Here is a 12,846-nt window from a genome sequence, read left to right as displayed (position 1 = left end):
GTCGCCGCGCCTGCCGCCTATGTCTCATGTCGATCGCCTCGCACTCGCGGTGGAAACAGGCGCCCTGCCCCTCCCCGACGATGGAACCGTCGTCGTCCTCAGGGCCGCGCCATCCCGCTTTCTCTCCCTCATGCCGCCGGAACGCCTCCTCTGCGAGCAGGGGTTCCGCCCGCTCCATGACGCCCTGAGCGCCGAGGATCGGCCGGTCCTGCCGGTCGTCGAGCGCGCAAGCGCCGGGCTCGTCGTCGTCAACTGCACGCGCAGCCGCGCCGAGACGCTCGGCAATGTCGCCCGTGGCTTCGCGATGCTGCCGCCCGGCGGGCTCCTCGCGCTCAACGGCGGCAAGACCGACGGCGTCGACAGCCTCGCCCGCCAGATTGCCAAAGCCGTCCCGCAGGCCGGGAGCTATGTGAAGGCCCATGGCCGCGTCGCCTGGTTCGAGCGCCCCGAGGAGCTGCCGCCCGAGCTCCGCGACTGGGCCGAGGCGGCCTGTCCCGCCCCGACCGTCAGCGGCCACCTTACCGCGCCGGGCATGTTCTCGCCCGACGCCCCGGACCCGGGCAGCCAGCTCCTCGCCGAAAGCTTCGGGCCGGGCCTGACCGGCCGCGTCGCCGATCTCGGCGCCGGATGGGGCTGGCTTGCCGACGCCTGCCTCAAGGCCTGCCCGGGCGTGAGCGAGCTCGACCTCTACGAGGCCGAGTACATCGCGCTCGAGGCCGCGCAGCGCAACGTCACCGATCCCCGCGCCCGCTTCCACTGGGCCGACGTCACGAAGCTCGGCAAGGGCACCTCGCCCTATGATGTGGTGATCTGCAACCCGCCCTTCCATCAGGGCCGCGCCGCCGAGCCCGCGCTCGGGATCGCCTTCATCGCCGCCGCCGCCCGCATCCTGAAGGTCTCCGGCCGCTTCCTGATGGTCGCGAACCGCCAGCTTCCCTACGAGGCCGCGCTCGACGCCGCCTTCAGCCGCTGGGAAAGGCTGCACGAAACCCGCAGCTTCAAGGTGATCTCGGCAACGCACCCTCGACGGACCTGACGCCCGGTCCCTATAGTCCTCCCACCCGCGCCCGTTGCTTCAGGAGACACGCATGACCGATCCGGTTGCCCTGACCGCCGAACTCATCCGGTGCCCGTCCGTGACCCCCGAGGAGGGCGGCGCGCTCCAGCTGCTCGAAGGTGTCCTGAAGAAAGCCGGCTTCAGCACCCGGCGCATCGACCGCAACGGCATCGCCAATCTCTACGCCCGCTGGGGCGAGACCGGCCCCGTGCTCGGCTTCAACGGCCATACCGACGTGGTTCCGGCCGGCCCGGCCTCCGGCTGGCGGCACGACCCCTTCGGCGCGGTGATCGAGGACGGCCTCCTCTACGGCCGCGGCGCATCGGACATGAAATCGGGCGTTGCCGCCTTCGTCACCGCCGCCATCGACTTCATCGCCGAGACGCCACCCGCCGGCAGCATCGTCATCATGGTCACCGGCGACGAGGAAGGCGAGGGCGTCGACGGCACCGAGGCCATTCTCGAATGGATGGAGCGGTCGGGCGAAAAGGTCGATCACTGCCTTGTTGGCGAGCCGACCTGCCCGGACACCATGGGCGAGATGATCAAGATCGGCCGCCGCGGCTCGATGACCGCCCATATCACCGCCTATGGCGTGCAGGGCCACTCGGCCTATCCGCACCGCGCGGTCAATCCGATCCCCGGCCTCGTGCGCCTGCTCGACCGCCTTGCAGGGCATGAGCTCGACAAGGGCACCGAGCATTTCGATCCCTCGACGCTTGCGATCACCACGATCGACGTCGGCAACCGCGCCAGCAACGTCATTCCGGCCGAGGCGCATGCCACGCTCAACATCCGCTTCAATGACGCCCACACGCCCCAGAGCCTCGAGGACTGGCTCGAGGAGGAAGCCGACCGCGCGGCCGAGGAAATGGGCATCGGCATCGCCACCCGCTTCACGGTCTCGGGCGTGAGCTTCCTGACCGAACCCGGCCCCTTCACCGATCTGGTCAGCGCCGCGGTGGCGGCCGAAACCGGCGTGACGCCGGTGCTGTCGACCAGCGGCGGCACCTCCGACGCCCGCTTCGTGAAGAACCACTGCCCGGTGGTCGAGGTCGGCCTCGTCGGCCAGTCGATGCACCAGACCGACGAACATGTCGAGGTCGACCACATCGGCCAGCTTAAGGGCATCTACAGCCGCATCCTGACGCGCTATTTCGAGGCCGGCGGGCTCTGACCGCTCAGAGCCCGGCAAGCGCCCGGAGCCGGGCGAGGCTCGCCGCGACGCCACCCGGCGCCGCGGTGTCGATCCGCACCGCCCCCGGCCAGGGCGCATAGTCCCGCGCCAGAACAGCCTCCCAGTCCGGCAGCACGAGCCCCGGCACCCCGGAGACCCGCGTCTCGACCCGCCGCCGGTGCTCCGCGATGTCCGAACAGACGATCTCGACCTCCAGCAGCCGCACCCCGGCCCGCTGGGCTGCCCCCCGCCACATCTCCCGCGTCACGGGCAGCGGATTGACCGCATCGGCGATCACCGTGCGGCCAGGCGCCAGATTGTCGGAGACCACTGCCGCAGCGGCGAGATACCCCGCGGGCCCGAGATCCGCCGCGCAGACGCCGCTCTCCCGCAACGCCTGCTCGATCGAATCGATCCGCAGCCAGACCGCCCCGGACTCCCGCGCAAGAGCGCGCGCGAGCGTCGACTTTCCCGACCCGGGCAGCCCGCCCAGGGCGATCAGCATCAGGCGTTGAAGAGGAAGTGCAGCACGTCGCCGTCGCGGACGTGATAGGTCTTGCCCTCGGCGCGCATCTTGCCCGCTTCCTTGGCGCCCTGCTCGCCGCCCAGCCCGACAAAATCCTCGTAGGCGATGGTCTCGGCCCGGATGAAGCCGCGCTCGAAATCGCCATGGATCACGCCCGCCGCCTGCGGCGCCGTCGCGCCCTCCGGGATCGTCCAGGCCCGCGCTTCCTTCGGCCCGACGGTGAAATAGGTCTGCAGCCCGAGCAGCTTGTGCCCGGCCCGGATCACCCGGTCGAGCCCCGGCTCCTCGAGGCCGAGCGATTCGAGGAATTCCGCCCGCTCGTCGTCCTCGAGCTGGGCGATCTCCTCCTCGATCGCGGCCGAGATCACCACGCTCGCAGCCCCCGTGCGCGCCGCCATCTGCGCGACCGCCTCGGAATGCGCGTTGCCGGACGCCGCCGCGGCCTCCTCGACGTTGCAGACATAGAGCACCGGCTTCGCCGTCATCAGCTGGAGCAGCCGCCAGGCCTTGGCATCCTCCACAGCGATCTCCACGCTCCGCGCGGGCTGCCCGGCCTCGAGCGCGGCCTGCGCCGCGGCGAGCAGCCGGTCCTGATCCGCGGCTTCCTTGTCGCCACCCTTGAGCTTGCGCACGAGCCCCGCCCGGCGCTTCTCGATGCTCTCGAGATCGGCCAGCATCAGCTCGGTCTCCACCGTCTCGGCATCGGCCACCGGATCGACGCGGCCCTCCACATGGGTGATGTCGTCATCCTCGAAGCAGCGCAGCACATGGGCGATGGCATCGCATTCACGGATGTTGGCGAGGAACTGGTTGCCGAGCCCCTCCCCCTTCGAGGCGCCCTTCACGAGCCCGGCGATATCGACGAAGGTCATCCGCGTCGGGATGATCGACTTCGACTTCGCGATTTCCGCCAGCCGGTCCAGCCGTGCATCGGGCACGTTCACCTCACCGACGTTCGGCTCGATGGTGCAGAACGGAAAGTTCGCCGCCTGCGCCGCCGCCGTGCGGGTGAGCGCGTTGAAGAGCGTGGACTTGCCGACATTCGGCAGCCCGACGATTCCGGTCTTGAACCCCACGGGGCAGCTCCCTTCGCTGGCGCGGGGAGGCGAAACCGGAGCCGCAGCGCCCCGCCGCCCGCCCGCTTGCGGACATCCCGAACCGTTCCGACGGAGGCGGTCCGGCGGGCATCTAGGGCAGGGAGACGCCCGGGGTCAAGCGCCTCGGGCCCGCGCGCCGCCGCCCCGGCTTGCCTATTCCCCCGCCAGACGCCAAACTCCGCTCCCGGCGACGGGCCGCTCGCAGCATCGCGCCCCGCCGAGGCAGTCAACATCGAGAAGGAGATCCGGGGCATGACGGACCGGCTGGCACAGGTCATCGCAGCCATCGACACCGCCAACGCGGCCGACCCGAACGCGGAGGACGAGAACGGCGTCCCCCGCCCCGCCGCCCTGCTCTACGGCGAGCGCATGTCGGCCGAGCTGGCGCGGCTCTTCCCCGATGCCTCCGAACACCTCCGCATTGCCGCCCACGGCCAGCATGTCGAACGCTGGAAAATCGCGCGCGACGCCTATCCCGAAGGCCGCACCGGCTATCTCAAGTGGCGCACGGATCAGGCAAAGGCCCATGCCGAGCGCGTGTCGGGCATGATGGCCGAGGCCGGCTATGATGAGGAAGACCGCGCGCGGGTCGAAAGCCTGCTCCGCAAGGAAGGCATCAAGCGCAATCCGGAGATGCAGCAGCTCGAGGACGTGATCTGCTTCGTCTTCATCCGCTGGTATCTCGCGGATTTCGCCGCGACGCGAAAGGGCGACGAGCTCGAACGCATCGTCGAGAAGACCGCCCGGAAGATGTCGCCGGAGGCACGCGCCCGCGCCCTCTCCGAATTCGACATGCCCGCAGCGCTCGCCGGGGCCTTCGCGGACTGACGCGGCACCCCCGGCTCCGGATGGGCCCCGGAGCCGGAAGCGGAGGCCTTACTGGAAGGTCTCGATATAGGCGATGACGTTGTCGATATCCTCGGGCTTGCGCAGGCCCGCGAAGGCCATCTTGTTGCCCGGGATGAACGCCTTCGGATCGGTGAGATAGGAGTGCAGCATCTCCTCGTCCCAGACTGCGCCCTCGGCGTGCTTTTCCTGGAAAGCCTCCGAATAGGAGAAGCCCTCTTCGCTGCCAACCGGACGGCCGACGACACCGGTCAGGATGGGGCCGACGCGGTTCTGCGCATCCGGGCCGATCATGTGGCAGGCCTTGCACTTGCGGAACACCTTTTCGCCGGCTTCCGGGTCACCGCCCTCGGCGAATGCAGGGGCAGCGAGACCCGCCACCAGACCCGCAAGCAACAGGCTTGTACGCAACTTCATGTATCATCTCCCAAAGCTCGGATCCCGCGGACAGACCCATCCACCCGCGAAGCACCCCTGGCGTCTGGCTCGGTCATCCGGATCCTCTGGTTCTTCACTCTTGTGCTGACAGGCACCCACAGCCACCCCCCGGGGGACCGGCCATCGCCACCCGCCGCGACCCCGGTCAAGGATCACACATCAGAGATATAGCATTCCATCAGGCGCGGCGAGCCGACATTAGTCCAAGTTCCAGCAGCTTCAGGACCTTCTCCTCGATATCGGCCGCATTCATCTGCGCCACGCGGTACATCGCCTCGGGCGTGTCCTGATCGATGAAGACATCGGGGAAGACCATCGAACGGAAGCGGAAGCCCCGATCGAAAACGCCTTCCTCGGCAAGGAGTTGCGCCACATGGCTGCCGAAGCCGCCGATGGCGCCCTCCTCGATGGTGATGAGACCCTGGTGGTTTGCGGCAAGATCGAGGATCAGCGCACGGTCGAGCGGCTTGGCAAATCGCGCATCCACGATCGTCGGCGCGATTCCACGCGCGGCAAGCGCCTCCCCGGCGACCAGGCATTCCGCCAGCCGCGCCCCGAAGGAGAGCAGCACCACCGAACCGTTGCCCTCGCGGATGACGCGCCCGCGCCCGATCTCGAGCGGCACGCCCTTCTCGGGCAGATCGACGCCCGCCCCCTCGCCGCGCGGATAGCGGAACGCCGAGGGCCGGTCGTCGAGTGCCACCGCCGTCGCCACCATGTGGCGCAGCTCCGCCTCGTCCGCCGCCGCCATCACGACGAAATCCGGCAGGTTGGCGAGGAAGGCCACATCGAAGCTCCCGGCATGGGTCGCGCCGTCCGCGCCCACGAGCCCCGCCCGGTCGATCGCGAACCTCACCGGCAGCCGCTGGATCGCGACGTCATGGACGACCTGGTCGTAGCCGCGCTGGAGGAAGGTCGAATAGATCGCGCAGAAGGGCTTGAGCCCCCCCGCCGCCATCCCGGCGGCAAAGGTCACCGCGTGCTGCTCGGCAATGCCCACGTCGAAACAGCGCGTCGGGAAGCGCTCGGCGAAGAGGTTGAGCCCGGTACCATCGGGCATTGCCGCCGTCACCGCGACGATCTTCTCGTCCGCCTCGGCTTCCCGGATGAGCGATTGCGCGAAGACCTTGGTGTAGCCCGGCGCATTGCTCGGCTTCTTCTTCTGCGCCCCCGTCACCACGTCGAATTTCGCCACGCCATGGTAGCGGTCGTCGGCGCTTTCGGCCGGGGCGTAGCCCTTGCCCTTCATGGTCAGCGCATGGATCAGCACCGGCCCGTGCGCGCGCGTCTTCACGCGGCGCAGGATCTCGAGCAGCATGTCCGTGTCATGCCCGTCGACGGGCCCGACATAGGAAAAGCCCAGTTCCTCGAAGAGATTGACGCCGCCCGCCGCGGCCTTCACCACGTCGCGCGCGCGCCGCGCGCCCTCCTGGAACGGCCGCGGCAGATGGCTCACCGCCTCCTTGGCCGCCGTCATGATCTCGTAGAAGGGCTCGCCCGCATTGAGCCGGGAGAGATGCCGCGACATCGCCCCGACCGGCGGCGCGATCGACATCTTGTTGTCGTTGAGGATCACGATGAGCCGCCGGCCCATGTGGCCCGCGTTGTTCATCGCCTCATAGGCCATGCCCGCCGACATGGAGCCGTCGCCGATCACGGCGATGGTATCGCCCACATCCTCGCAGCCGAGATCGCGCGCGACCGCAAAGCCGAGGCTCGCCGAGATCGAGGTCGAGCTGTGCGCGGCACCGAAGGGATCGTAGGGGCTTTCCGAACGCTTGGTGAAGCCCGAGAGACCGCCTCCGGTCCGGAGCGTGCGGATCCGGTCGCGCCGCCCGGTCAGGATCTTGTGCGGATAGCACTGATGGCCGACATCCCAGATGAGCTTGTCCGTCGGCGTGTTGAAGACCGCGTGGATCGCCACCGTCAGCTCCACGACCCCGAGTCCGGCGCCAAGATGCCCGCCCGTCTCCGAAACCGCCGAGATCGTCTCCGCGCGCAGCTCGTCGGCGAGCTGCCGGAGCTCGGCATTGCTCATGCCGCGCAGATCGGCAGGCTGGTGTACCCGGTCCAGAAGGGGGGTTTTCGGACGCTGCTGGCTCGTGCTCGCCACGGTTCTTTCCTCCATCTGGGCCTAGCCGTCGCGGCCCACCGCAAAGAGCGCCGCGAGCCGCAGGTTGCGCGCCGCCGATCCGTACGGCGCGAGATGCGCGCAGGCGCGCTCCGCGAGCTCATGCGCCCTCTGGCGCGCGCCCTCAAGCCCAAGAAGCGACACATAGGTCGCCTTTCCGGCCGCCTCGTCCTTGCGCAGCTGCTTGCCGACCCGCTCCGGGTCGCCCTCCACGTCAAGGATGTCATCCTGTATCTGAAAGGCAAGCCCCAGATCGGCGGCGTAGCGCTGCAGCGGCGCCGGATCCTGCCGCCCGAGGAGCGCCCCGGATTCCGCCGCCCAGCCGATCAGCGCGCCGGTCTTCAGCGCCTGGAGCATGCCGATCTCGTCGATATCGAGCGCGGCCGAGTTCTTTTCCGCCGCGATGTCGAAGGCCTGGCCGCCGACCATGCCCATCACCCCGGAGGCTTGCGCAAGCCGCCCGACAAGCCGCACCTGGATCCGCGGATCGATGCCGCCCTGGGGGGCGGCGAGGATCTCGAAGGCGAGCGTCAGCAGCGCATCGCCCGTCAGGATCGCCGTCGCCTCGTCCCACTGCACATGCACCGTCGGCTTGCCCCGGCGCATGTCGTCGTCGTCCATCGCCGGCAGGTCGTCATGAACGAGGCTGTAGGCATGCACGCATTCGACCGCCGCCGCCGTGCGCAGCGCCTGCCCCGGCGGCACCCGGAAGAGCGAAGCGCTCTCCATGGCGAGAAAGGCCCGCAGGCGCTTGCCGCCCGAGAGAACCGCATGGCGCATCGGCGCGCCGAGCAGGGTATCGGAGCCGGGCAGGAAAGCCTCGAGGGCTTCTTCGGCCTGTGTGGCGGCCTGGCTCAGAACCGCATGGAATTGCAGGATTTCGGGCTGCATGAGCTCAGGAGATGTCCACATCGCGGCCGCCGACGGACCCGTCGGCGCCCTGGGTGATCTGGGTCACCTTTGCCTCGGCATCGCGCAGCTTGCCTTCGCAATGGCGGCGAAGCTCGGCCCCGCGCTCGTAGAGCGTGATCGATTCCTCGAGCGGCACGGTTCCCTTCTCCAGCGCCGTCACCACGGACTCGAGCTCCGCCAGGGCGTCCTCGAAACTCAACGTGGCGACCGGCGCCGCAGATTCAGCCATTTCCCCGCTCCATCAGGACCCGCACATGCGCAGCGGCAGACGCCGCGAGCGACTGCAAATCATATCCACCCTCCAGAGTCGAGACGACGCGGCCATCGCAGCAATGATCCGCGATATCGCAGAGCCGCTCCGTCGCCCAGGCGAAGTCCGTCTCGCGCAGATTGAGGTTCGCCATCGGGTCGCGGGCATGCGCGTCGAAACCGGCGGAAATGAAGATCATCTCCGGCTCGTGCGCCTCGATCGCGAGCAGCACGCGCTCCTCCATCACCTTGCGGAACTCCGCCCCGCCCGCCCCGGGCGGCAGCGGCGCGTTCACGATCTGGCGATGAGCGCCCCGCTCGGTCCGCGCCCCGGTGCCGGGATAGAGCGGCATCTGCTGGGTCGAGGCGAAGAGGATGCGCGCGTCATGCCAGACGAGATCCTGCGTGCCGTTGCCGTGATGCACATCGAAATCCATGATGGCCACGCGCTTCAGCCCGTGGGCCTCGAGCGCATGGCGGGCGCCGATCACCACATTGCCGAAGAAGCAGAACCCCATCGCGGCCGCCGTCTCGGCATGATGGCCGGGCGGCCGGATGGCGCAGAAGGCGTTGCGCACCTCGCCCGACATCACCATGTCCACCGCCCGCACGAGCGCGCCCGACGAACGCCGGGCCGCGCGCAGCGTCGCCGGGCACATGTAGGTGTCGTCGTCGATCGTGGCATAGCCCTCGGCCGGCACCAGGCCCTTGATCTTGTTCAGATGGCTCTCGGGATGGGCGCGCAGGATATGCGCATCCTCCGCAAGCGGCGCGTCCTCCCGCACCAGGTAGACGAATTCCTCGCCCTCGAGGGCCGCGAGCACGCTCTGCAGGCGTTCGAGGCATTCCGGGTGTCCCGGGGGGGTGACGTGCTCGAGACAGTCGGAATGCGTGAGCAACGCCGTCGTCATAGAACGGCCTCGAAGGTCCGTGCCAGATTTCCCACGATGTCTTCCCCCGGTTTTATGCGTTTCCTCTTCCTCATGCTTAAACTGCCTCGGCGGAAACTTGCAAACCCATGCTTCAGGACAGGGCTCCGCCCCTGCCATCTCCGGGTCCTCGCGTTGGCGAGATCTTCGGAGAAGACCGAGACCAGCGTCCGCACGATGACGGCAAGCCGCCCGAATCCGGTTTCGCGGCGCACGCGGGCGCAAGGAGGACCAATGGCCCGCCCGGCCCGGCCGAGGCGCGCACGCGCCTCATCGAACGCAAAAAGGCCCGGAGCAGCGGCCCGGGCCTTTTCCGATCGCGGCCGCCTCCCGCGCCTCCCCCTACTGGAAGGCCGCGTCGGTCACCGCATGGGTCCAGGCGCCCTCGGGCTCCTTCGAGATCACCGGGTCCGAGCCCGCCGCCAGCAGCGTCGCCACCGTGCGGTCGTAATCGGCCGGGTCGAGCGTGCCGTCGGATCCGGCCGTCAGCTTCGCGACCTCGCCCATCATGCGGATCTGATGCTGCTCGGTCTGCGCACCGGTCGCGTCATTGTCGAGCACGATCATCGCCGCGTCTTCCGGGTGCTCCTCGGCCCACTTCCAGCCCTTCATCGAGGCGCGCACGAATTTCGCCATGGTCTCGACGAAGGCCGGGTCCGCGAGCCTGTCCTCGAGCACGTAGAGCCCGTCCTCGAGCGTCGCCACGCCCTCGTCCTGATACTTGAAGACCGTCAGATCCTCGGGCGTGAGCCCGGCGTCGATCACCTGCCAGTATTCATTGTAGGTCATCGTCGAGATGCAGGCCGCCTGATTCTGGAGCAGCGGATCGACGTTGAAGCCCTGCTTCAGCACCGTCACGCCGTCCGGGCTGCCATCGGTCGGAATGCCGAGCTTCGACATCCAGGAGAGGAACGGATACTCGTTGCCGCCGAACCAGACCCCGAGCGTATGGCCGGGGAAATCCGCCGTCGAGGTCACGCCCGAGTCGTTGCGGCAGGTGAGCATCATCCCCGACGACTTGAAGGGCTGGGCGATGTTGACGACCGGGGCGCCCGCCTCGCGCGCCGCCAGCGCCGAGGGCATCCAGTCGACCATCACATCGGCGCCGCCGCCGAGCAGCACCTGCACCGGCGCCACATCCGGCCCGCCGGGCTTGATGGTGACGTCGAGCCCCTCCTCCTCGTAGAAGCCCTGGTCCTGCGCCACGTAATAGCCCGCGAACTGCGCCTGCGTGACCCATTTGAGCTGCAGCGTCACATCCTCGGCCCGCGCCGCACCCGCCAGCATCAGGACCGCCAGCGATGCACCTGCCATCGTCTTCGTCATTCCGTCTCTCCTCAAGATACAACACGACCGTAGAAACCCGACAGGCCGCGCAGGCCGGCCTTCAGCCCCGCTGCGCCGGGTGCCAGAAGGTCACGGCCCGCTCGGCCAGGGCCACGATGCCGTAGAAGGCCGAGCCCACGAGCGCCGCGACGGCGATCTCCGCCCAGACCATGTCGAGCGCGAGCCGGCCGACCTCGGTCGAGATCCGGAAGCCCATGCCGCGGGTCGGGGAGCCGAAGAACTCCGCCACAATGGCACCGATGAGAGCCAAAGTCGTGCAGATTTTCAAGCCGTTAAAGAGGAAAGGTGCCGCCGCGGGCAGCCGAAGCTTGAAGAGTGACTGCCGGTAGCTCGCGGCATAGGTGTCCATCAGGTCCCGCTGCATCGCATCGGTCGCAGCAAGCCCCTGCACCGTGTTCACCAGCATGGGGAAGAACACCATCAGGACGACGATCGCCGCCTTCGATTCCCAGTCGAAGCCGAACCACATCACCATGATCGGCGCCATGCCGATGATCGGCAGCGCCGAGACGAAATTGCCCACCGGCAGCAACCCGCGGCGCAGGAACGGCATCCGGTCCACCAGGATGCCTGCGACGATCGCCGCACCGCAGCCGATGACATAGCCCGAAAGCGCACCCTTGAAGAAGGTCTGCACCACATCGCCCCAGAGCACGGCGCCGCTCGCCACCAGCCGCACCGCGATCGCCGAGGGCGCGGGCAGCAGCACCGGGCTCACATGAAAGACCCGCACCGCAAGCTCCCAGAGCAGCAGCAGCGTCGCGCCGAAGAAGACCGGCGGGAAGATCCGGCCCAGCCAGCCGCCGGCCCGCACCGCGCGGATGTTCAGCCACCAGGCGCCCACCCAGGCCAGCAGCAGCACGAGAAGCGCAACCCCCGTGCTCATAGGCGCGCCTCCCGCCGGCGCGGCCGGCTGCCGACGCCCGCCGCACGCTCGGCACTGGACAAGCGCCGCCGCATCCGGTCACTGGAATGGCCATGGCCCGCCACACCGCCCCGCTCGAAATCGGCATTGCCCGCGCCCGCGGCCTCTGGCTGCACGCGCAGCGCCTCGATGCGCCCGCCCCCTTCGGCACCGGCCCCGAGGCCACGCGCGCGGCCATCGAGCATCTCGGCTATGTGCAGATCGACACCATCCACGTCATCGAGCGCGCCCACCACCACGTCCTGTGGTCCCGCATTCCGGGATACCGCCCGGCGGATCTGCACCACGCCCAGAGCGGCGAACGATCCGTCTTCGAATACTGGACCCATGCGCTCGCCTATCTTCCGACCTCCGCCTATCGCCACTTCCTGCCCGCGATGAAGGCCGAGGCCGGCAATACCGATCGCTGGTTCGGCCGCATCTCGCCCGCCGACGTGCGCCGGGTTCTGGCCCGCATCCGCCGCGAGGGCCCCCTGAGCATCCGCGACTTCACCGACGAGCCGCTGGTCGAGAAGCACCACCCGTGGGCGAGCCGGAAGCCCGCGAAAGTCGCGATGCAATACGCCTTCTTCGCCGGAGACCTCGCCATCAGCCGCCGCGACGGCATGCTGCGCACCTACGATCTGACCAACCGGCATTTCGGCTGGGACCGGCGCCCGCGCCCGGCGAGCGAGGCGCAGATCCTCGACTACCTGCTCGAGCGCGCCCTGCGCGCGCAGGGCATCGTCAGCCTCGAGTCGATCTGCTACCTCGATGCGCCACGCAAGGCGGCCATGGCCGAGCTGATCGCCCGGCGCATCCGGCAGCGCAGGCTCCTGCCCGTCCGTCTCGCCGGCGAGGCCGAGGCAAGCCACTGGATCGCCCCCGAAACGGCCGCGCTCGACCTGCCCGGCGCCGGCGAGCGCGTCCACATCCTCTCGCCCTTCGACCCCCTGACGATCCAGCGCGCGCGCCTCAACCGCCTCTTCGGCCATGACCACCGTTTCGAGGCCTATGTCCCGGCCCCCGAGCGCCGCTACGGCTACTTCGGCCTGCCGGTCCTTGTCGGCGACCGGATCGCCGCCGTGCTCGACCTCAAGGCGGACCGTGCGGCGAAGCGCCTCGAGATCCGGCAATGGAGCTGGATCCACGGCCCCCGCGACGGCGACAAGGCCCAGATCGAGGCGGCCCTCGCCCCCTTCGAGGCGTTCCAGTTCGGCACGTGACGCAGCC

The 12,846-nt window shown here is 69.0% G+C and carries 13 protein-coding genes; 4 read left to right on the top strand and 9 right to left on the bottom strand.

The annotated features are described in order from the left end of the window. Positions 1 to 19 precede the first annotated feature (19 nt). Together ACF66B_RS15205 and dapE are read left to right on the top strand one after the other, a co-directional pair. Positions 20 to 1,036 carry a class I SAM-dependent methyltransferase gene (locus ACF66B_RS15205; RefSeq protein WP_111430115.1) on the top strand — a complete coding sequence of 339 codons (1,017 nt, stop codon included), beginning with the start codon at positions 20 to 22 and terminating at the stop codon, positions 1,034 to 1,036. Between the two features lie 52 nt (positions 1,037 to 1,088). Continuing rightward, on the top strand, positions 1,089 to 2,234 hold the full coding sequence (gene dapE / locus ACF66B_RS15200) for a succinyl-diaminopimelate desuccinylase (RefSeq protein WP_111430114.1): 1,146 nt from the start codon (positions 1,089 to 1,091) through the stop codon (positions 2,232 to 2,234). Between the two features lie 4 nt (positions 2,235 to 2,238). Here the strand turns inward: dapE and ACF66B_RS15195 are convergent, their stop codons facing one another. Beyond that, positions 2,239 to 2,739, bottom strand: a complete 501-nt coding sequence (locus tag ACF66B_RS15195) for an AAA family ATPase (protein ID WP_111430113.1) — start codon at positions 2,737 to 2,739, stop codon at positions 2,239 to 2,241. Further along, positions 2,739 to 3,836: a redox-regulated ATPase YchF gene (gene ychF / locus ACF66B_RS15190; RefSeq protein WP_111430112.1), complete on the bottom strand. Its 1,098-nt coding sequence runs from the start codon at positions 3,834 to 3,836 to the stop codon at positions 2,739 to 2,741. Before ychF ends, ACF66B_RS15195 begins: the two co-directional genes overlap by 1 nt. 273 nt (positions 3,837 to 4,109) lie before the next feature. Here ychF and ACF66B_RS15185 point away from each other — a divergent pair, with 273 nt between their 5' ends. Next, the gene (locus tag ACF66B_RS15185) at positions 4,110 to 4,685 is read left to right on the top strand and encodes a DUF4202 domain-containing protein (RefSeq protein WP_111430111.1); all 576 of its coding nucleotides are present in this window, start codon (positions 4,110 to 4,112) and stop codon (positions 4,683 to 4,685) included. Positions 4,686 to 4,733: 48 nt separating this feature from the next. On the opposite strand, the gene ACF66B_RS15180 is transcribed toward ACF66B_RS15185, so the two are convergent. The 7 genes from ACF66B_RS15180 to ACF66B_RS15150 form a co-directional block, all read right to left on the bottom strand. Then, positions 4,734 to 5,120 (bottom strand): cytochrome c family protein, encoded by a 387-nt coding sequence (locus ACF66B_RS15180; RefSeq protein ID WP_111430110.1) that lies wholly within the window; start codon positions 5,118 to 5,120, stop codon positions 4,734 to 4,736. A gap of 199 nt (positions 5,121 to 5,319) precedes the next feature. Further along, complete coding sequence (dxs, locus tag ACF66B_RS15175) at positions 5,320 to 7,269, bottom strand: 1-deoxy-D-xylulose-5-phosphate synthase (RefSeq protein ID WP_111430109.1); 1,950 nt, start codon at positions 7,267 to 7,269, stop codon at positions 5,320 to 5,322. A gap of 6 nt (positions 7,270 to 7,275) precedes the next feature. Then, positions 7,276 to 8,184, bottom strand: a complete 909-nt coding sequence (locus ACF66B_RS15170) for a polyprenyl synthetase family protein (RefSeq protein WP_392663137.1) — start codon at positions 8,182 to 8,184, stop codon at positions 7,276 to 7,278. Further along, complete coding sequence (locus tag ACF66B_RS15165) at positions 8,168 to 8,413, bottom strand: exodeoxyribonuclease VII small subunit (RefSeq protein WP_111430107.1); 246 nt, start codon at positions 8,411 to 8,413, stop codon at positions 8,168 to 8,170. The genes ACF66B_RS15170 and ACF66B_RS15165 overlap by 17 nt, the downstream gene beginning before the upstream one ends. Continuing rightward, positions 8,406 to 9,344 carry a histone deacetylase family protein gene (locus ACF66B_RS15160; RefSeq protein WP_111430106.1) on the bottom strand — a complete coding sequence of 313 codons (939 nt, stop codon included), beginning with the start codon at positions 9,342 to 9,344 and terminating at the stop codon, positions 8,406 to 8,408. The genes ACF66B_RS15165 and ACF66B_RS15160 overlap by 8 nt, the downstream gene beginning before the upstream one ends. Positions 9,345 to 9,704: 360 nt before the next feature. Further along, positions 9,705 to 10,688 carry an ABC transporter substrate-binding protein gene (locus tag ACF66B_RS15155; protein ID WP_162683283.1) on the bottom strand — a complete coding sequence of 328 codons (984 nt, stop codon included), beginning with the start codon at positions 10,686 to 10,688 and terminating at the stop codon, positions 9,705 to 9,707. Between the two features lie 61 nt (positions 10,689 to 10,749). Then, a complete protein-coding gene (locus ACF66B_RS15150) occupies positions 10,750 to 11,595 on the bottom strand; it encodes an ABC transporter permease (protein ID WP_111430105.1) in 846 nt (281 codons plus the stop codon). 92 nt (positions 11,596 to 11,687) lie between these two features. On the opposite strand from ACF66B_RS15150, the gene ACF66B_RS15145 reads away from it, so the two are divergent. Beyond that, on the top strand, positions 11,688 to 12,839 hold the full coding sequence (locus tag ACF66B_RS15145) for a winged helix-turn-helix domain-containing protein (protein ID WP_111430104.1): 1,152 nt from the start codon (positions 11,688 to 11,690) through the stop codon (positions 12,837 to 12,839). Positions 12,840 to 12,846: the final 7 nt, after the last annotated feature.

This window comes from Amaricoccus sp. B4, from assembly GCF_043226085.1.
Taxonomy (GTDB): Bacteria; Pseudomonadota; Alphaproteobacteria; order Rhodobacterales; family Rhodobacteraceae; genus Amaricoccus.
Note: the sequence above shows the minus strand (reverse complement) of the source record. Positions and strands in the feature narration are given on the sequence as shown.